Annotated in this window: 18 protein-coding genes; 14 read left to right on the plus strand and 4 right to left on the minus strand. The window is 36.8% G+C overall.

Features of this window, described 5'->3' with window-relative positions; translation table 11 throughout:
- The 6 genes from nrdG (at position 1) to NFR82_RS02550 (ending at position 7,369) form a co-directional block, all read left to right on the plus strand.
- On the plus strand, positions 1-714 hold the full coding sequence (gene nrdG, locus NFR82_RS02525) for an anaerobic ribonucleoside-triphosphate reductase activating protein (protein ID WP_251716576.1): 714 nt from the start codon (positions 1-3) through the stop codon (positions 712-714).
- 140 nt (positions 715-854) lie between these two features.
- Positions 855-1,436, plus strand: coding sequence for an iron-sulfur cluster assembly protein (locus NFR82_RS02530; protein ID WP_251716577.1), 582 nt, complete (start codon positions 855-857; stop codon positions 1,434-1,436).
- Entirely contained in the window at positions 1,436-2,653 is a 1,218-nt protein-coding gene (locus NFR82_RS02535; protein ID WP_251716578.1) for a DUF438 domain-containing protein, read from the plus strand. The genes NFR82_RS02530 and NFR82_RS02535 overlap by 1 nt, the downstream gene beginning before the upstream one ends.
- 95 nt (positions 2,654-2,748) lie before the next feature.
- Complete coding sequence (locus NFR82_RS02540) at positions 2,749-4,017, plus strand: PAS domain-containing protein (protein WP_251716579.1); 1,269 nt, start codon at positions 2,749-2,751, stop codon at positions 4,015-4,017.
- Between the two features lie 93 nt (positions 4,018-4,110).
- On the plus strand, positions 4,111-5,328 hold the full coding sequence (locus tag NFR82_RS02545; RefSeq protein ID WP_251716580.1) for an MDR family MFS transporter: 1,218 nt from the start codon (positions 4,111-4,113) through the stop codon (positions 5,326-5,328).
- Positions 5,329-5,416: 88 nt separating this feature from the next.
- A complete protein-coding gene (locus NFR82_RS02550; RefSeq protein WP_251716581.1) occupies positions 5,417-7,369 on the plus strand; it encodes a M13 family metallopeptidase in 1,953 nt (650 codons plus the stop codon).
- A gap of 81 nt (positions 7,370-7,450) precedes the next feature.
- Here the strand turns inward: NFR82_RS02550 and NFR82_RS02555 are convergent, their stop codons facing one another.
- Positions 7,451-9,484: a KUP/HAK/KT family potassium transporter gene (locus tag NFR82_RS02555; protein WP_251716582.1), complete on the minus strand. Its 2,034-nt coding sequence runs from the start codon at positions 9,482-9,484 to the stop codon at positions 7,451-7,453.
- Positions 9,485-9,735: 251 nt separating this feature from the next.
- Between NFR82_RS02555 and NFR82_RS02560 the strand changes: the two genes are divergently transcribed.
- Entirely contained in the window at positions 9,736-10,599 is an 864-nt protein-coding gene (locus NFR82_RS02560) for an Rpn family recombination-promoting nuclease/putative transposase (RefSeq protein WP_251716583.1), read from the plus strand.
- A 53-nt stretch (positions 10,600-10,652) separates the two neighbouring features.
- Positions 10,653-10,892, plus strand: a complete 240-nt coding sequence (locus tag NFR82_RS02565; protein WP_251716584.1) for a hypothetical protein — start codon at positions 10,653-10,655, stop codon at positions 10,890-10,892.
- A gap of 50 nt (positions 10,893-10,942) precedes the next feature.
- Here NFR82_RS02565 and NFR82_RS02570 read toward each other — a convergent pair whose 3' ends face one another.
- Positions 10,943-11,383, minus strand: a complete 441-nt coding sequence (locus NFR82_RS02570) for a hypothetical protein (RefSeq protein ID WP_251716585.1) — start codon at positions 11,381-11,383, stop codon at positions 10,943-10,945.
- A 110-nt stretch (positions 11,384-11,493) separates the two neighbouring features.
- Complete coding sequence (locus tag NFR82_RS02575; protein WP_251716586.1) at positions 11,494-12,372, minus strand: hypothetical protein; 879 nt, start codon at positions 12,370-12,372, stop codon at positions 11,494-11,496.
- Positions 12,373-12,573: 201 nt separating this feature from the next.
- On the opposite strand from NFR82_RS02575, the gene NFR82_RS02580 reads away from it, so the two are divergent.
- The 5 genes from NFR82_RS02580 (at position 12,574) to NFR82_RS02600 (ending at position 16,754) form a co-directional block, all read left to right on the plus strand.
- Complete coding sequence (locus NFR82_RS02580; RefSeq protein ID WP_251716587.1) at positions 12,574-12,789, plus strand: DUF1659 domain-containing protein; 216 nt, start codon at positions 12,574-12,576, stop codon at positions 12,787-12,789.
- Between the two features lie 88 nt (positions 12,790-12,877).
- The gene (locus NFR82_RS02585; RefSeq protein WP_251716588.1) at positions 12,878-13,132 is read left to right on the plus strand and encodes a DUF2922 domain-containing protein; all 255 of its coding nucleotides are present in this window, start codon (positions 12,878-12,880) and stop codon (positions 13,130-13,132) included.
- Between the two features lie 497 nt (positions 13,133-13,629).
- Positions 13,630-15,012, plus strand: a complete 1,383-nt coding sequence (locus tag NFR82_RS02590; RefSeq protein ID WP_251716589.1) for an SLAP domain-containing protein — start codon at positions 13,630-13,632, stop codon at positions 15,010-15,012.
- A 189-nt stretch (positions 15,013-15,201) separates the two neighbouring features.
- On the plus strand, positions 15,202-16,008 hold the full coding sequence (locus tag NFR82_RS02595) for a hypothetical protein (protein WP_251716590.1): 807 nt from the start codon (positions 15,202-15,204) through the stop codon (positions 16,006-16,008).
- Between the two features lie 254 nt (positions 16,009-16,262).
- The gene (locus tag NFR82_RS02600; protein ID WP_251716591.1) at positions 16,263-16,754 is read left to right on the plus strand and encodes a sigma-70 RNA polymerase sigma factor region 4 domain-containing protein; all 492 of its coding nucleotides are present in this window, start codon (positions 16,263-16,265) and stop codon (positions 16,752-16,754) included.
- Positions 16,755-16,875: 121 nt separating this feature from the next.
- On the opposite strand, the gene NFR82_RS02605 is transcribed toward NFR82_RS02600, so the two are convergent.
- Complete coding sequence (locus NFR82_RS02605; RefSeq protein ID WP_251716592.1) at positions 16,876-18,228, minus strand: SLAP domain-containing protein; 1,353 nt, start codon at positions 18,226-18,228, stop codon at positions 16,876-16,878.
- A gap of 358 nt (positions 18,229-18,586) precedes the next feature.
- On the opposite strand from NFR82_RS02605, the gene NFR82_RS02610 reads away from it, so the two are divergent.
- The gene (locus NFR82_RS02610) at positions 18,587-18,754 is read left to right on the plus strand and encodes a hypothetical protein (protein WP_251716593.1); all 168 of its coding nucleotides are present in this window, start codon (positions 18,587-18,589) and stop codon (positions 18,752-18,754) included.
- The last annotated feature ends 269 nt before the right edge of the window (positions 18,755-19,023 follow it).

A 19,023-nucleotide genomic window follows, 5' to 3' on the forward strand; every position in this document is an offset into this window, starting at 1 on the left:
ATGCCAGAAAAAGATCAAAATTTTCAAAAAGGCCCTGATGTTAGAGGGAATATGGTCAAGGTGAATATTGATGGCGATACAATGTTTGTTGATGCTAATCAATATCAACCTCAAGTTGAACATGCAAAAAGACTGTTACGGCAAAAGAAGTTACCTAAGAATCCTAAGCCCAAGGAGTGGCAGGCCAAAGATTATAGTTTGAATAAAATTGCAGACTATAAGCCATTTAACTTTGTTGATGGTGAGGGGGTTCGCTGCAGCTTGTATGTTTCAGGATGCCTATTTGATTGTCCGGGATGCTACAACTTAGCGGCACAGAACTTTAATTATGGTGTGCCATATACCAAGGAATTGGAAGATCAGATTATTGAAGATCTGGGTCAATCTTATGTTCAAGGTTTAACCTTGCTTGGAGGAGAACCATTCATGAACACAGAGGTTTGTCTTAGTATCGTAGACCGTATTAGAAAAGAATTTGGTCATACAAAAGATATCTGGTCATGGTCTGGATATACTTGGGATGAACTACAAAAAGAAACAGATGATAAATTAGAATTGTTATCCAAGATTGATATTTTGGTTGATGGACGATTTATGGAAGCTCAAAAGGATTTGACTTTGCAGTTTAGAGGATCGAGTAATCAGAGAATTATTGATGTACCAAAGTCTCTTAAAGCTGGCAAGCCAATTATTTGGGATAAATTGGTAAGATAAAGCATTATTCAATCAGGATAATGCTTTTTTCATTCCTCTAGAAATATGATGTATCTATTCATAATTGATAAAATAAAGGTAAGTGGATTAATCAATTTACCTTGCTAGGCTAGCTTTTTTATAAAAATGGAGCGTAAAAAATGAAAGCAGAAGAAATAAAATTAGTTGACCAAATCATGACCGCTCTTCAAAGTGTGGTCGATCCTGAACTTCAAGTTGATGTAGTCAATCTTGGCCTGATTTACGGAATCGATATCGAAGACGGTAAAGCGACAATTGAGATGACCTTAACTATCAGCGGTTGTCCATTATCCAGCTTTTTGCAAGATAGTATTGAAAAGGCAGTTTTGTCAGTTGATGGAATTAAAATGTGTCAGGTTAAACTGGTCTGGTATCCGGTCTGGTCACCAGAGCGCATGACATTAGCCGCAAAAAAGCAGCTTGGAATGCTAGATAATGAATTAGAAAAAGAGCAAATTGAAGAAACTGAAAAGAAGCAGCGGATCATTGATTTTTCAATTCCAATTAAAAAGCTCGCAGATGAATATCCTGATTTTATTGAAATTATGTATAACTGTGGTTTCACTAGAATCAAAATTCCAGGCATGCTTTCAACCGTGGGACGAGTGATGACAATTAGACTTGGTGCACAAGCAATGAAAATCGATTTAGACAAAATTAAGGCTGCTTTTGAAGCTGAAGGATATAAGGTGATAGAATAATGACGCAGTTAAGTAAAGAAAGACAAAATGCAATCTTAAAGATTCTCCATTATATCCAAGATGGTGGTGAACTTGAAGGTGCTAAGAAAATGTTTAAAGCGGCCTTTGATCAAGTAGATGTTTCAGAAATCACTGCTGCTGAGCGTGAATTAATTAAGCAGGGACTTGATCCAAGACAGATTCAGTACCTCTGTAACGTCCATGCTGATGTCTTTAAAGGCAATATTAAGGAAAATAAAGAGAATCCAGATTTTTCAATCCCAGGTCATCCTGTTCATACCTTTAAGCAAGAAAATGTGGTGATTAAGTCGCTAGTCAATGATTTTCTTCTACCTAATTTAAAGAAATGGGATCAAACCAGTGATGATAAGTTTCTTGAAAAAATTAAGCAGGCTCTTAGTGATCTAGCAACGATTGATAAGCATTATAAGAGAAAAGAAGTTTCAATGTTTTCTCTCATGAATAAGTATGGAATTACTGCACCGCCGCAAGTAATGTGGGGTGTTGATGATAAAATTCGCCAGTATATTAAGGCCGCTCAAGAAGCCGCTAATCGAGTTCCAGCGATTAAAGATGAAGTGGATGATACGATTAGTGCGGCCTGTCATGAAGTTCTTGAAATGATCTTCAAGGAAGAAGAAATTATGCTTCCAATGCTTGATGAAGTTGCTGATAGAACAGATTGGCTTAATGTGAAAAATGAAGAAAAGCAGATTGGTTATACTTTAATTAACGAACCAATGAATTGGCAGCCGAAAATTAACCAAAAAGAAGTTGGTCCAATTGCAATTGATAGTTTAGCTTCATTTTTTGTTAATTTCAGAGAAGGAAAGTTGAATTTAGAACAATTAGAAGAAATTTTTGATCTTCTTCCATTTGATCTTACTTTTGTCGATGAACAAGATCAGGTAGCATTCTTTGGTGGAGGAGCTCACATTTTTCCACATTCTAAAAATGCTATTGGAACTTCCGTTTTTTCTTGCCATACTGCAGAGAGTCGTCCAATTATTGAAAAAATCTTTCAAGCTTTTCATGAGGAAAAAAAGAATAAATTAACATATTGGTTTACACCAAAAAGTCTTGGACGTACATTATTTTTACAATATTTTGCTGTGAGAAATTCTGATGGGAAATATTTGGGGTGTCTGGAAATTGCCCAGGACATCACTGATATCAAGAATTTGACTGGTGAGAAAAAGAATACTAATTTTATTTAAAAGCTTAACAATTAGGCTATTTCTTCTCCCAAAAATCCGTCTAGAAGTAGTATACTTAAACGTGATGAAAATTAGAAAGGGGGCTGTTTTAGTTTATGCAAGCCGATAACAATAAAGAAATAGAGCAAACGCTATTAAGCAACTTGAAATATATCAACGAAGGTGGAGATTATACAGGCAAGCCAGAATATCTCAAGAGCACTATTATTAAGGACTTGCCAGCAGGACATCCACTTGCTACTTTTTTGCAAGAAAATGATGAGATTGTTTCTTTAATTGATGATCAAATCGTACCTGCTCTTAAGATTTGGCAACAAGATGGAAAAGATGAAGAATCATTCAATCGAATGAAATCCGGACTTAATCGTTTGAAAGATATCAAACAACATTACGTTCGAAAAGAAAATTCATTGTACCCATTATTTGTTAAACATGGCTTAGCAACCGAAGAACAAATCAGTCGCCTATGGATGGTTGATGATGCGGCGAAGGAATTGATCATTCAGGCATGTAAAATGCTTGATGAAAAGCAACTTCCTGATAAATACAAGATTGAAGCAGCTATTGAAAAGATGAGAAAGCAAGTTTTCAATAATGTTTTCAATTCTAACGTTGTATTGACACCGGTTTTAGATATAGTTGTGACTGTCAAAGAATGGTACATGGTTAAGCAAGATGAGCTAGAAATGGGATATAGTTTCATTTCTTTGCCAGAAAATTGGAAACCAAGTAAGACTGAAATTGATGAAGATAGTTTACGTCATGATCAAGATGAAGAGCTTAGTCCAGAGATAGTTGAAGAATTTCATAAGTTCCTGAAAGAATTGACTAAACTTGATACTAAGATTACAGAAAATGATATTTTGCGTGGGGATGAAGATTATCCAATTGGTGAAGGTAATACTGATCCAAGTTTCATCTTAAAAGATATGCAAGATACAGTAATTAAAATGGAAGTTGGTTCTCTTTCATTGAAAGAAATTCCAGCAATTTTCAATGTTTTACCAATTGATTTAACCTTTGTTGATAAGTATGACCGCGTAAAATGGTTCTCAAACAGTGACCGAATTTTCCCAAGAACAAGATCGGTTATTGGACGTCCAGTTATTCGTTGTCATCCACCTAAGAGTATCGATAAAGTTTTGGAAATCTTAAAGAACTTCCATGATGGTGTTGCGGATGAAGAAGACTTCTGGGTAGATGTTCATGGTAGAATGATTTACCTTAAGTTTTACGCAGTTCGTGATCGTTTTGATAACTACTTAGGTTGTTTGGAAACAGTTCAAGATGTAACCAAATTTAAGTACCTAAATGGAACTAAGACATTAGAAAATAAAGATAAATTTGATGATCAAGATAAATAGTAATAAGAATCTTGAGAGACTGTCTATTCATCGGCAGTCTCTTTTTTGTTACACTAAGGCTAGGAAGTTTATGAAAAAGAGGGGGATGATTAAATGAAACTTGCGCACGGACAAGTTAAGACTGATGAAATTAAATTAAGATGGTTAATCTTAGGGGAACTGGCTACTTGGATCGGTGCCAGCTTTATTTGGCCATTAACATCAGTTTATTTGAATAAGCAACTTCATATCAGTTTATCAATTATTGGGGTAGTTCTATTTTGTAATTGTGCCGGGAATATTGTGGCCTCAATGATTGCTGGTAAGCTTTATGATAAATATAATCCATATCCATTAATTTTATGGGGATTGGGCTTAGATGCATTGGTTTTATTCTTAATGGCCATTTTCCATGGCTGGCCAGAATATTGGGTTTGGCTGACCATTACTGGATTTTTAGGTGGTTGGAATGGGACGATGATTAACTCGATTGCCACTAGTATTAAAAAATATCCGGGTCGCTATGTCTTTAACGTTCTTTACTTCTCACAGAACTTAGGTGTTGTTCTGGGAACTTTGATCGTTGGATATTTATATGATTTTTCAGTTACCCTCCTTTTTGTAATTGCTGGCTTATTATTTGTTGTTGCCTTAATCAATGCCGTCTTTAATTATCGCCCAATTATTCAATATCATTATGAACGAACTGCAAAAATGAAGGAAGGAAAAGGGATTAAGAAGACACCAATGCCGAAGCATAATTTGGCAATGACGATAGGCTTCTTTACTACCTTAGCAATTACTTGGTTGATGTACATGAACTGGGAATCAAATTTGTCAGTTTATATGGTTTCACTTGGTATTCCATTCCATCTTTATAGTTTACTTTGGACTTTAAATGCTGGAGAAATTGTTATAATGCAGGGGCTTTTAGCCAAGTTTCCACATATGTTTAAAAATTTGTTCCACCAAGTGATTTTCGGAATTACGATGTTCTCACTTTCGTTTGTGGCTTTGATTTTTGCAAAAGATTATGCGCATTTTGCTTTAGCGATGTTTATTTTGACTTTGGGTGAATCAACTGCTTTTCCAGCTATCCCAGCTTATGTAAATGATTTGTCACCGCTTGATAGTAAAGGAAAGTATCAAGGCTTAACCATGGTGGCTAGTGGTATTGGACGAGCTTTTGGCCCATTATTTGGAGGGATGATTATTGACCGGGCAGGTTATATTCCATTCTTTGCGGTAGCAGCAATCTTGATTTTCTGTTTAATCCTAGTTTTAATTCCACTTCATAGATATTTACATGAACATTTGACGCTTTTTAAATAATTCTTATAAGCAATGATTTAAAGAAAATGATATTATATGTATAAATTAATTTAATCTTAATTAAGAATTAAAGGAGGCTTTTGATTTAATGAATAATAATATGGCTGTACGTGGCGGTGCTGGTAATATTCTTGAACCTAAAGTAGGAACAAGACCACAAGATAACTTATATTTGGCAGTTAACTCAGAATGGTTAGAAAAAGTTAAGATTCCTTCAGATCGTTCAAGAATTGCTAGTTTTGATTCGATCGACTTAAATGTTGAAAAGAACTTAATGCAAGACTTTGCGGATTTCGCTGATGGAAAGAAGGAAATTCCTGATATTCCAAATTTGAAGAAGGCAGTTGAACTTTATAAAGTTGCTCGTGACTTTGACAAGCGTAACAAAGATGCGGCCGAACCAATTAAGGCAGACTTAATGATGCTTGAAAGTATTAGTGACTTTGCGGACTTCAATATGAAAGCTGCCGGCTTATTCAAGATGAATTTCAGCTTGCCATTTTCATTTGATGTTGACGCTGATATGAAGAATACTAAGGTTAACGTTCTTGAATTCTTCGGTACATCAATTTTCTTACCTGATACAACTACTTATCAAAGTGAGGGTGCAGACAAGTTACTTGATGTCTTAAAGAAGCAATCAGAGAACTTGCTTCAAATGGCTGGTGTTTCAGCTGATCAAGCCAAGGAATATGTTGCTGACGCTTTAAAGTTTGATCAGAAACTTGCTAAAGTAGTTAAGTCATCAGAAGAATGGGCAGATTATCCAGCAATGTATAATCCAGTTTCAATGGCTGATTTTGAAGCTAAGATTAAGAACTTCAAGATGGCTGATTTCTTAAAGGAAGTTTTACCTGAGGTTCCTGATCGTGTGATTGTGGCAGAACCTCGTTACTTAGATCACTTCGATGAATTAGTTAATGAAGATAACTTTGATGAGATTAAGGGCTGGATGATTGTTAAGTTTATCAATGCGGTTGCTGGTTACTTATCACAAGACTTCCGTGAAGCTGCCTTTCCATTTAAGCAAGCTTTGTCAGGTCAACCTGAACTTGCAAATGGCGAAAAGCAAGCATATCGCATTGCTAATGGCACTTTCAGTGAAGTTGTTGGTGTTTACTATGGTCAAACTTACTTCGGTCAAGATGCTAAGGATGACGTAGTGGACATGATCAATAAAATGCTTGCGGTTTATGAAGCGCGTCTTAAGGAAAATGATTGGCTTTCTGAAGAAACTAAGGAAAAGGCAATTGTGAAGCTTAATGCTTTGATTCTTAAGATTGGGTTCCCAGACAAGATTGAAGAAATTTATAACCGTTTGGATGTAACTAGCGTTGAAGATGGTGGCACTCTTTATTCAAATGAAAGAGCTGCAGGTATTGAACATGTTAAATACAATCTTGAAAAGCTAACTAAGCCAGTTGATCGTTCTGTATGGCTTATGCCAGCTAACCTTGTTAATGCTTGTTACGACCCACAAAGAAACGATTTAACTTTCCCAGCCGCAATTTTGCAAGCACCATTTTATGATATTAAACAAGATCGTGCTGAAAACTTTGGTGGTATTGGAACAGTTATTGCTCACGAAATTTCTCATGCTTTCGACAATAATGGTTCACAATTTGATGAATTTGGAAACATGGTAAATTGGTGGCAAGATGCTGACTATGAAGAATTTAAGAAGCGTACTCAAGCAGAAATCGATCTCTTCGATGGTATTAAATATGGTCCAGTAACCTTGAATGGTAAGCAAATTGTTTCTGAAAATATTGCCGATCAAGGTGGTCTTACTGCAGCTGTTAAGGCAGCTAAAGATGAAGACGATGACCTTAAGAAGTTGTTTGAAAACTTTGCTCGTATTTGGGCTAACAAGCAACTTACTGAATCAATTAAGAGTCAGGTAGCCGTTGATGTTCATGCGCCTGGTCCAGAGCGTGCAAACGTTCAATCACAATGCCAAGAAGATTTCTATGAAGTCTTTGATGTAAAACCAGAAGATGGTATGTGGCTTGATCCAGACAAGCGAGTTCATATTTGGTAAAAGATAAGAAAAAGCTTTAGCAGAGCTATCAAAAACGCCCAGGCTAGTAATACTAGCTTGGGCGTTTTGTTATATCTTTAATTATTCATCGTTAGTCTTCATATTTGAGAAGTTCTTTGGAGCTACTCGTTTAATGTGTGAAGGATTTGGTCGTCCTAAAATAAGTGGAACACGTTCAACAACGGTATCCGCAAATTCTAAACCGAACCATGAAGCTGGATTTGATGAAAGGTTTTGAAGCCAGACCCTAGTTTCAACCATCCATCTTTCCCAACCATGAAGTTGGGTTTGTGGGCTGATTACATCGTTGACGATAACGAATGAGAAGTCACCAACATCACGACCTGGGGTAGTGGTGTATTCTTGTGGCTGTGGTTCAATTGTACCGTCAGCAATTAAATCGTGAACAATTTGACGAATGTAAACATTCACACTGGTTTGCTTCTTGAATCCTAAGAAGAGCTGAACGTTGATCACGTTCTTAGTGCCATAGGTATTAACTGCATATTCAGCAGTAAATGGTTCATTAGTAACATTAACAGTTACGAACCAATAGGCTCTGGCACGTTTAGGACGTTTATCAAGAATTGAGTATAAAACTTCACGTTTAATAAATTTGTTGTACTTAACTTTAGCCATATATACTACGTTAGTAGCGTAAGTCGGATAATCATCATCGTGGCTTAAATTGGTCAACATATCAGTATATTCGTCTAGACGAACATAAGCGTTATGTGATTCACGCTTATCACGAATCTTATTACCATAGAACCATACATACATGATTCCTAAGATAAAGCCGGTGATAAGTAATGATACATAACCACCATGAGTAAACTTACTCAAACTTGAAATCATGAACATCAAGTTGAGGGCTCCAAAGAAGATCAAGAAGATCCAGTTCCAGAAGGTCATGTGAATATTCTTGGCCTTCATTTGTAGCCATTCGAAAAGCATGATGGTTGTCATCAGCATTGAAATGGTGATTGAAAGACCATAGGCTGCTTCCATGTGGGCTGAAGTTCTGAAGTAAAGAACTAAGGCGATGGTAGCACAGCAGAGCATCTTGTTAACTGAAGGGATGTAAATTTGACCCTTTTCAGTAGATGGATAAATAATATTCATTCTTGGCAAGAACTTAAGACCACTGGCTTCAGCTACTAAAGTAAATGAACCAGTAATTAAAGCTTGAGAAGCAATAACAGCGGCAACAGTTGCAAGAATAATTGCTGCTAAACGGATGTTTTCAGGGATGATTTCAAAGAATGGATTGAAATCACCGGTAGTGTGGTAGCCAGGATTGTTTAAAATCCAAACACCTTGACCAAAGTAGTTGAGGGCAAGGCAGACGAAAACGTATGGCCATGAACCAATAATGTTTCCTTTACCAACGTGACCAACATCTGAGTAGAGAGCTTCGGCACCAGTAGTAGCAAGGAAGATTGAACCTAAGATAAAGATTCCTGCCTTGTTATATGGGCTGAATAATAATTTGATTGCATAAATTGGATTAATTGCCTTCAAAATTGAAAGGTCACCCACCATGTTCATCGCACCGATTACACCTAAGAAAGTGAACCAGATAAACATAATTGGTCCGAATGCTTTACCAATAATACTTGTACCCATACGCTGAATTGCAAAAAGAAACAGCAGAATGATAACGGTGATGATAATAACCATTTCCTGCGTATTAACAGGAACATTACCACCGAACTGCATGCCTTTAAGACCTTCGATTGCAGTTGTTACAGTAACAGCTGGAGTTAAAGTTCCGTCAGCTAGGATCGCGGCCCCACCAATTAAAGCCGGTAGAACAAGCCACTTGGCGCGCTTACGAATCAAAGCGTATAAGGCAAAGATTCCTCCTTCACCGTGGTTAGTTGCTTTGAGGGCAATAAACACAGTTTGAAGGGTAGTAAGCAAGGTAACAGTCCACAGAACTAATGAAATAGAGCCAATAATAAAGTCACGGTTAACATTGGCAATGCCTCCGTTACCAGCAACGATTGACTTCATAACATAAAGTGGACTAGTACCGATATCACCGTAGACAATACCGATGGCGATCAACAAACCAGCGGCGGTTGTCTTTTTTTGTAAATCTTTTGACATATTAGTACTTCCTCAAACGAAAATTTTCCATTTTTACGAAAAAAGAATGCCATTCGACATTCCCATAAAACATATCTATTTTCGTCTATTTAAGTAAACTATGCAAGTCTTTAAATATTAAATTTTTGAGCATAACTATTTTGATGACAAAAAGAGAAAAAGTAATTACTTAAATACACGGAACTTTTGAGATTTTTTGCGTATCTAAGTATGGAGGGATAATTTCCCTACTATTTTTAAAGAGGTGTGCAATGAGTACAGATGATCACAAGAAGTTCTATGGCTTCACCGAAGATAAGGTCTTCGGCTGGGTAATGGAGAATATGGAATTCTGCCGCTTTGTCTTGCAGACGGTTTTGCCCGAGATTGAGATTGCGAAGGTTGAGAACTTATACCTCCAAAAGGAGCTCAACAATCCAGATCGGGAAAGTAAGGATGTCAGACTAGATATTTTAGTAACGGACAGAGATGGTCGAGTCTATGATGTAGAAATGCAAATTGCGGATGAAGATAATTTAGGTAAGCGAATGCGATATTATCTTTCTAAAGTTGATGCTCATTATACTTTGGAGAAGAAAAAGTCGTATCGAGATCTCAAAGAAGCCTACATTATCTTCCTATGTGATTTCGATTTTCCAGGTAAAGGTAGACTTCGCTATTCTTATCATGAGTACGAGGATCAGGATAGATCATCAATGTTGCCAACTAATTCAACTAAAGTTATCATTAATGCAAAAGGTAAATTAGATGGCAATAGTAAAGATCTTCAGAACTTAGTGAAGCTAATGCGAGGTGAAAAAATCGTTGGAAGTAAACACTTCGATTATGCTCAGAAGAAGATCGAAGAAATTAATGAAGATCCAATAAGGAGGGATCAAATTATGGACTACGAGACAAAGATGCTTGAGCGTGAGCAGTTGGGTGAAGAACGAGGAGAGAAGCTAGGCGAAGAACGGGGAAGACGTGAGCAATCTATTAATCTAACTGAAAATACAGTGCCACAATTGAAGGCTAAAGGATTCCAAAGAGATGAAATCTTAGACTTCATTAAGCACCAACATACCGGTTTAAGTGATGAAGAAATCCAAAAAATCGTTGATAAGTATTACAAATAAATAGAACTTGAAAGTTGGAGCTAAAACTCCGACTTTTTTAAAAGGAGATACCAATGTTAAGTGACTACGAGACAAAAATGCTGGAGCATGAGCAGTTGGGTGAAGAAAAAGGACGCAGAGAAGGGGAAAAAAGCGGAGAAGAACGAGGAAAGCTAGCTGCTACTATAAGTGCGCTTGATTACTTAAAAACAAATGGCGCTAGCAGAGAAAGGGCTATTGAGTTAGCTAAAAGAATGAATTCTAATTTAAGTGATAGCGAAATTCAAAAAATAGTTAACAAGTACTACAAATAAACATCAAAAAAAGACGCTCCAAACGGAACGTCTTTTTGAATGCGTAAATATTATGACAATGAACCTTCGATCTTGCCACGACGCTTTTCGTACCAATCTTCCCAAGCGTCATAAGTAACCATTGATTCTGGATTGATACCTTCGTCAGCAACAATTTCATCAAGAAGAGCCTTGAAGTTGTGTTCGTGGTATTGAAGTACATGCTTAACCAAGTTCTTACGTGAGAAGTGCTTGTTGTAAAGGATGTACTTGTTAATATCAACAGTATTGTGATTCTTGTCGTATAAGTTTATGATTTCCAAATCATCTAAGTCGAAATGGGAAATGTAGAAGCTTGCGAATACCTTCATGTAATCAGGTTGTTCCTTGTAAACTTCAGGATCCATAGTAACGCGTTCAGCTTCAGGCATAACAACGGTCATGTCAGGCTTTGAATCTTCCTTTTTTTCTTCTTCGGCCTTTTGATTGGTGTTTTTTTCTTCTTCAGTCAATTTAGGGCACTCCTTTTTTATAAAAAAATCGGTAAATCAACCTTCATTTTACCGAGTTTAGGCAGTAAAGGCAACATTTTGCCAAAAAGTAGACGTATTTCTTCTATATATTATCTTTTTAAATAACTTTCGACATCATCTTTGGTAATGTCTTCAGGGGTAGATTTTCCGTTTTGATTGTTAACTACACGGTAAAGATCGATCATGTCTTGTGGACTCCAAGCAGCAGAATTGTAACCAAGAGAATCAAGCCGCTTCTTAATCTGGCTAATTGTGTCGCTATCAACTACCTTGCCATTAACGGTATGATCGCCCATAGCGTGATGGTTTGCACTAGATGATTGCTCGCTTGATTGAGATGAGCTGGATTGAGCTGATTCCTCATCTGAACTTGATTGCTCATTTGAGTCGGCTTCATCTTGCAACTTCTGAACTTCTTTAAGCGAATCTTGAGCCTGTTTGAGATACTTTTGATAATACTTTTCCTTTATATAAGGAAGATCGATGACACTTTGGTAAGTGGAGCTGGCATTTTGAAAATCTTTATTCTTAGTGTATTGATCAGCCTTGACTAGCAGCGGCTTAACTTCATTATCAATATTGCTTTTTACTTCTTGAAGATTGCTAGAAAGCTTCGTGGCTTGGTCATTCATAATTGAATAGCCATCTGCAATACTAGCGGCATCATTAGCGTTAGTAATAGCACGAGTGAAATGATAATTGTCGGCTTGAGTAACAGCATTAGCCAGTAAGTTAGCTTGCTTACTAGAATTAAGGGCCGTCTTTGTACTCTTTATTTCGTAAGCTTGATCGAAGTACTTAGCGGCCTTACGATATTCAAGGTTTCTAGCGGCCGCTTTACCATCGGACATAGCTTGATTGTAGTTAGAAGAGTGGGCAGGATCTGAATGGTTATTACTTACCCAAATAGTCCCACCGGTGAAGACGATAATTACCGCAATAATTAGCCAAATAAGTGACTTTTTCATATTTTCCCCTCCCTTTATTAACATTATAAATACAATGTAATAACTTTCATAGAGAAAGAAATTAAGCTTTTTCAAAATTAAGTGTCCCATTTTTGCGGTTAATTTCGTATGTATTAGTGTAAGACATCTAGCGCGCATGATTGATTACAAAATGTTCTATATCTACAAGTCAAAACTACATTATATAAGGATGGTAAAAACATGGATTCAAATTTAATGGAAAAGTCAGTTCAGTACAAGTTCGCTAACACAGAAAAATATGGTGACAAGAAAGTTGCTCGTGAGCTCAAGCACTTGAAAGCTGATGCAAGTGATGAAGCAATTAATAAGGTAGGGACATCTCTAGCTAAGCTTCAAGGCGATAACTTGAAGAGCATTGTTGAAATTAGTAAGCGAGATATTGAAATCACTGACTAATCTTAAGAAAGTGGACAAAAAATGCCGTAAATTACGGGGATGTAGCTTAAAAAAGCATACATGAGTTGAAAATAAGGAGAAATAAAGAATGAACGCAAAAACTAACACATTGAGATTAACTTTTAAGAACTCAGAAGGTAAGAAGACCAACTTAACTATTACTAACCCGGCTCAGCTTGATGAAACTGCGATTAAGGCAGAAATGGGCAACATTGCGCAAGCTGACATCTTTGAAAAAGAAGGAGTGATTCTCTATCAAGAACCTCAATCTGCTTCATACGTTGAACGTACTGTTAACACTGTGTTCACTGTGGACGGGGATGCTGAGGCAAAGCAAGACTAGTCTAGAACTAGTACTTGGGATCATGGACTTAGCGCAGAAAATAGCCAAAAAGTTCAAAAAACGAGCATGAAAAATATTACAAAGAGCGTTACTATTGAAAAATGTCTGTAAAAATTCAGGTGTTTAAAAATTTAATGATGAAATGATAAAGAGCGAGAGTATTCTCGCTTTTTATTGTTATATCGGCCATTATTTAATTTAAATCATAAGAATTTATTAAAAAATATTATGTGACATTTATTACAATAAAAAAATAATAACGTTTTTGGCTTGCTTTTAGCGCTCAGGGTTAGTACAATATGAATCGTGGTAAGCAATAGAGCATATGTTTCAGGCATGTCGCCTGTACGCATGCTGATCCTTCAGCAATGACTACTACCTCGCAGGAGTTATAAACCTGTGGATCTTGCTCGAAGAATTTTGTACATTATAGGCTCCTTCATGCTGAAGCCTTTCTCTATTGCAGTTTTTTGTATTTTCAAGGAGGATTAGACCACATGAAGAAAAATTTAAGAATCGTTAGCGCTGCTGCTGCTGCTTTATTAGCTGTTGCTCCAGTTGCTGCTACTGCTGTTTCTACTGTTTCTGCTGACGCAGTTAACACTGCTACCAACATTGGTACTGTTCCTGAAGTATCAAACGGTTCAACTGTTAACGTTAAGCCAAACATTTCATTAAACACTTCAGTAACTAACAACGCTATTACTAGTGTAAACGCTGCTGTTTCAGCTTCATTTGACGTTACTGTTGACGGTACTACTGCTACCTCAACTCTTAACCCAGGTGTTTCAAGCCTTGAACTTAAGAACAGCAAGGGTGAATCAATCACTGCTGCTAACTTCAACAAGGAAGTAAACGAAGCTGCTGCTGGTGACACTTTCACTGTAACTTTAAACGGTGTTGGTTTGAACTTTGGTACTAAGAACGCTAACAAGGAAGTAACTTTACACTTCCCAAAGGGTGCTTCAGCTACTGCTACTGTAAACGGTAAGTCTGTAAGTACTGATGCTAAGGGTGACATGAAGGTAACCCTTAACCAAAACGGTGTTATCAACTTAGATAAGGTAACTTTCACTACTGTTGCTAAGAACTTCGCTAACCCACAAGTTATTACTTGGTTCAGCGCTAACACTGGTGCACCTGTAACTTCAGCTAACTTCGAAATGTACGCTGGTTCAGACGCTGGTAAGCTTAACGTTTCTCAAGTTCTTAACGCTATCCCAGTTGGTACTAACAAGGCAAATGGTTACTTCGCAAACCAACTTGACAACCAAGGTAAGATTAAGTACACTAACAACCTTAAGGATGCTTTAAAGGCTATGGGCGTTGAAGTTGATGCTCAAGGTTGGTTCGTTGCACCTAAGTCATTCACTTTCAACTACACTGCAACTTCAGACATGAATGATGCAACTGCTACTTTACCTGTAACTGTTACTGTTCCAAACGGTAAGGACGTAACTCCAGCTACTGTAGAAAGCACTTCAAAGACTATTATGCACGCATCATACTACTACAACAAAGAAGGTAAGCGTGTAGGTACTGACAAGATCGGTGCATACAACACTGTAACTGTAGTACCAACTACTGTTAAGCTTGCAGATGGTAAGACTTACTACCAAGTTGTTGAAAACGGCAAGGCTGTTGACAAGTACATCAACGCTTCTAACATCGATGGTACTAAGCGTACTTTGAAGCACAACGCTTACGTATACAAGAACAACGGTAAGGCTAAGACCCACAAGGTTGGCAAGAAGACCAAGAAGGTTCTTGTAAAGAAGGGTACTGAAGTAACTACTTACGGTGCTAAGTTCAACATCAACGGTAAGGCTTACTACAGAATCGGCCGTAACAACGAATACGTTAAGGTTGCAAACTTCTAAAAAGTAGTTAGCAAACGCTAATTAAACAAGAAAGTCGAAGCATTAGGCTTCGGCTTTTTTTGTTGCTCTTATTCTTAAAAAATCTAAAAATAACAGTTCTTAATAAAATTTTAAATATGGTATTCTATATGTCTATGACTTATACTAATAGGTTATAAAATTTAATATAGTAAGGAAGGTATTTTGCCCATGCGCACTATTCAAGAGGTTATAGCCCCTGAACATCCACATTGGACAAAAGAAGTAGTAGAAAAGGTAATTAAAGAACATTCAGTAGAATATACCATTGATAATGATTGTATTTTCTATAAAAGAATGTTGGTTGCTTATGATTTTTCGAAGAATCCACTCTTTGATAAATATAGGACTGTATTTATTACCATAGACCGAGGAATTGTACTATCGACACGAAATAGTATGCAAATTAACAACCGCTTCTCGGACACTAAGTTAATTGGAAAGTTAGATTTTCAACGGTATCTTGCCAGACTTCATAAGTTACGTCGGCATCATATGATTGCTTTAGGTCCTGTAGCTTTCCTGTCCCTAACAGGACATCGACGTAAAAGCACAGATTGGATCAATCTACGCTACGTTGATAGATATGAAATCAGAGGATCAAAAATCTTCTTTCAAACTATTCCAATCGAAGATGAAGATATTATCTTTGAATTTCCATGTACTAAATATTTAGCGAAGAACTTTGAAATTTATCTAAAAAGCAATTCTCATGTACTTCAAATGATAATATCCTACCTTTCAGAGCTGGACTGTAAAGTCAAAATTCATAATCGAAAAACAATTCTCTGCAGAAACCATAAAAGCAAGAAGTCGAATCTTCAAGATCTTCCTGATATTCAAACAGTAACATCAGACGTAATGAAGGATCGAATTAATTATGTTAGCGAGCGTGTGCTTGAAGAACATGACATTGTTAAAGTTCAAGACTACGGTTTAGCATATCGAATACTTAAGAGATTAACTAATCATCATTAAAACAAAACCGCTATACACTTGTCTAAAGAGTGTATGGCGGTTTTTTGTATCTTTTTGTAAATTTTTAAAAACCAAGTAACCAATTATCGATCCCTATGTAGCAACATTCTTAAACATATTAAGTAATTTTGGTAGATAAGAATGCTGATTTAATAGACATTTCGAGACAGTTACTTGGTTTTGTTTCACTATTCTAATCTTGATAAAGTTCTATATGCGCAAGGCCTTGTGACAACAAATTTAGGAGTCACAAAATGAAAATTAAACCAGAAAACTTTAACAAAGCATGGAATAATCAGAGATTAGTAGCAGGAGCATTGAAGTCGGCACATATTAAGCCAACTTCATCAAACTATGAAGATCTCTTTCAAGAAGGAATTATTATTTACGCTCAAATGATTGAAGAGCATCCTGACATGACTGCGGAAGAAGTTGATAAACGAACTTTTAGAATGATCATTTGGCGAATTACCGATATGGTTCGCAAGGTTCATCTCTGGAACGAACGTCAAACTTCAGTTGATGGAGCATTAGAACTAGGAAAAGAGCAAATCATGGATGAATTGATTATCATTCGAGCAGAACTTAATAAGATGAGTGAGTTAGATCAAAAAGTTCTGCTTGAACACATTATTGACGGTAAGAAGTTTACGACTATCAGTAAGGAAACTGGGATAAATCGCAAGAGACTGCAGAGGTCTAAGATTCGAGTTATTGATAAGTTAAAGAAGGTTTTGAAAAATTAGGAGTTTTAAATAAGCGTTACATCAGTTGCGATGTAACGCTTATTTGATTATTTCTAGCAACAAAAAAGCCGAAGCTAAATGCTTCGACTTTCTTGTTTAATTAGCGTTTGCTAACTACTTTTTAGAAGTTTGCAACCTTAACGTATTCGTTGTTACGGCCGATTCTGTAGTAAGCCTTACCGTTGATGTTGAACTTAGCACCGTAAGTAGTTACTTCAGTACCCTTCTTTACAAGAACCTTCTTGGTCTTCTTGCCTGACTTTTGAGTCTTAGCCTTACCGTTGTTCTTGTATACGTAAGCATTCTTCTTCAAAGTACGCTTAGTACCATCGATGTTACCAGCGTTGATGTACTTGTCAACAGCCTTACCGTTTTCAACAACTTGGTAGTAAGCCTTACCGTTGATTTGAACAGTGTTTGGCAATACGTTTACTGAGTTGTATGCACCGATCTTGTCAGTACCTACACGCTTACCTTCTTTGTTGTAGTAGTATGATGCGTGCATAATAGTCTTTGAAGTGCTTTGAACTGAATCTGAAATAGCGTTAGGAACAGTTACAGTTACAGGCAAAGTAGCTGACTTACCATTAGTATTTGAAGTTGCCTTCAAGTTAACAGTAAGTGTACTTGGAGCCTTGAAGTAACCTACAGCATTTGATTCAATGTTAGCTGCCTTTAAAGCATCTTTAACTGCATTTTCAACATTAACATTAACTGTATTTAATTTCTTATTTGCGTATTGAGCAGCAAAGTACTTAGAATTGATTGCAGCTACAACGCTAGAAATGTTAACTTGACCTTGATTATCAGCATTTACTGATACGCTACCAGTAGTTACATTAGTACCAGTAGTTACATCGTAGAAGTTAACGTTGCTGTTATCAGTAGTGTTAATTGCGTATACGTTAGCAATTGAAACATTTTTAAGACTTGCAACACCATTTTGGTCTAATTTAACCTTTAAAGTTGATACATTAGTTTCAGTCTTGCCATCGCTGTCTACACCGGTGAACTTAACGTTTGAGTTAGCTGAACCAAGGGTAATAATCTTACCAGCGTTTTCTGAACCAAAGTTAAATGATACATCCTTAACAGTTACAGTGTAAGCAGTGTTAGCCTTCAAGTCAGCTGGCTTAACTGCAGTAGTGCTAGTACCTTCAGTAATAGTAGCATTTTCTGCATCATTCTTTAAGTTAGCAGTGTAGCTCTTACCATTATAACTTGCTGAAATAGTACCAGTAAGGTTACCAGCGATTGCTGGAGTATTGGTAGTAGTATTAGCAGCAACTGCAGCAACAGCTGAGATACTTGGAGTTACGTCAACATCATACTTAGCATTAGTGTTAGTGTTGATTGCTGAACCTGCATTAACAACAGTTGCAGCGTCAGCAGTAGAAACAGCAGTAGCAGCAACTGGAGCAACAGCTAATAAAGCAGCAGCAGCAGCGCTAACGATTCTTAAATTTTTCTTCATGTGGTCTAATCCTCCTTGAAAATACAAAAAACTGCAATAGAGAAAGGCTTCAGCATGAAGGAGCCTATAATGTACAAAATTCTTCGAGCAAGATCCACAGGTTTATAACTCCTGCGAGGTAGTAGTCATTGCTGAAGGATCAGCATGCGTACAGGCGACATGCCTGAAACATATGCTCTATTGCTTACCACGATTCATATTGTGTTAGGGAGGGTTGGTGGGTATGTAGTAAGCCGTTTGGGTGTCTTTTGCGGAAGACACTTTTGGAAAATATGGGTAAATGTCTTTTGTAGAAGACACTTTTAGAAAATATGAGCTAATGTCTTTTATGGAAGACACTTTTGGAAAATATGGGTAAATGTCTTTTGTAGAAGACACTTTTAGAAAATACGGGCTAATGTCTTCTACGGAAGACACTTTTGAAAAATACGAGCTAATGTCTTTTATGGAAGACACTTTTAGAAAATATGAACTAATGTCTTTTACAGAAGACAGAAATGTGAAAGATTGGTTATTAGAAGAATAAACAAAAAGGCGGAGCCGATTGTGGCTTCGCCTTATTTTGATAGATCTGCAGCAAAACCTGCAGCAAATGTGCAAAAAAGATGCTGTTATATCAGGGCTTGTGAGATTATAGGTGTTTAAACCTGCAGCAAATATGCAGAAAAGATGCTGTTATATCAAGGCTTGTGAGACTATAGGTATTTGAACCTGCAGAAAACCTGCAGCAAATATGCAGAAAAGATGCTGTTATATCAAGGCTTGTGAGACTATAGGTATTTGAACCTGCAGAAA

This window comes from Lactobacillus agrestimuris, assembly GCF_943193025.1.
Classification (GTDB): Bacteria; Bacillota; Bacilli; order Lactobacillales; family Lactobacillaceae; genus Lactobacillus; species Lactobacillus agrestimuris.

Coding starts and splice junctions, on each gene's coding strand:
- nrdG (WP_251716576.1), top strand. CDS start 1: ATGCCAGAAAAAGATCAAAATTTTCAAAAAGGCCCTGATGTTAGAGGG.
- NFR82_RS02530 (WP_251716577.1), top strand. CDS start 855: ATGAAAGCAGAAGAAATAAAATTAGTTGACCAAATCATGACCGCTCTT.
- NFR82_RS02535 (WP_251716578.1), top strand. CDS start 1,436: ATGACGCAGTTAAGTAAAGAAAGACAAAATGCAATCTTAAAGATTCTC.
- NFR82_RS02540 (WP_251716579.1), top strand. CDS start 2,749: ATGCAAGCCGATAACAATAAAGAAATAGAGCAAACGCTATTAAGCAAC.
- NFR82_RS02545 (WP_251716580.1), top strand. CDS start 4,111: ATGAAACTTGCGCACGGACAAGTTAAGACTGATGAAATTAAATTAAGA.
- NFR82_RS02550 (WP_251716581.1), top strand. CDS start 5,417: ATGAATAATAATATGGCTGTACGTGGCGGTGCTGGTAATATTCTTGAA.
- NFR82_RS02555 (WP_251716582.1), bottom strand. CDS start 9,484: ATGTCAAAAGATTTACAAAAAAAGACAACCGCCGCTGGTTTGTTGATC.
- NFR82_RS02560 (WP_251716583.1), top strand. CDS start 9,736: ATGAGTACAGATGATCACAAGAAGTTCTATGGCTTCACCGAAGATAAG.
- NFR82_RS02565 (WP_251716584.1), top strand. CDS start 10,653: ATGTTAAGTGACTACGAGACAAAAATGCTGGAGCATGAGCAGTTGGGT.
- NFR82_RS02575 (WP_251716586.1), bottom strand. CDS start 12,372: ATGAAAAAGTCACTTATTTGGCTAATTATTGCGGTAATTATCGTCTTC.
- NFR82_RS02580 (WP_251716587.1), top strand. CDS start 12,574: ATGGATTCAAATTTAATGGAAAAGTCAGTTCAGTACAAGTTCGCTAAC.
- NFR82_RS02585 (WP_251716588.1), top strand. CDS start 12,878: ATGAACGCAAAAACTAACACATTGAGATTAACTTTTAAGAACTCAGAA.
- NFR82_RS02590 (WP_251716589.1), top strand. CDS start 13,630: ATGAAGAAAAATTTAAGAATCGTTAGCGCTGCTGCTGCTGCTTTATTA.
- NFR82_RS02595 (WP_251716590.1), top strand. CDS start 15,202: ATGCGCACTATTCAAGAGGTTATAGCCCCTGAACATCCACATTGGACA.
- NFR82_RS02600 (WP_251716591.1), top strand. CDS start 16,263: ATGAAAATTAAACCAGAAAACTTTAACAAAGCATGGAATAATCAGAGA.
- NFR82_RS02605 (WP_251716592.1), bottom strand. CDS start 18,228: ATGAAGAAAAATTTAAGAATCGTTAGCGCTGCTGCTGCTGCTTTATTA.
- NFR82_RS02610 (WP_251716593.1), top strand. CDS start 18,587: ATGTCTTTTGTAGAAGACACTTTTAGAAAATACGGGCTAATGTCTTCT.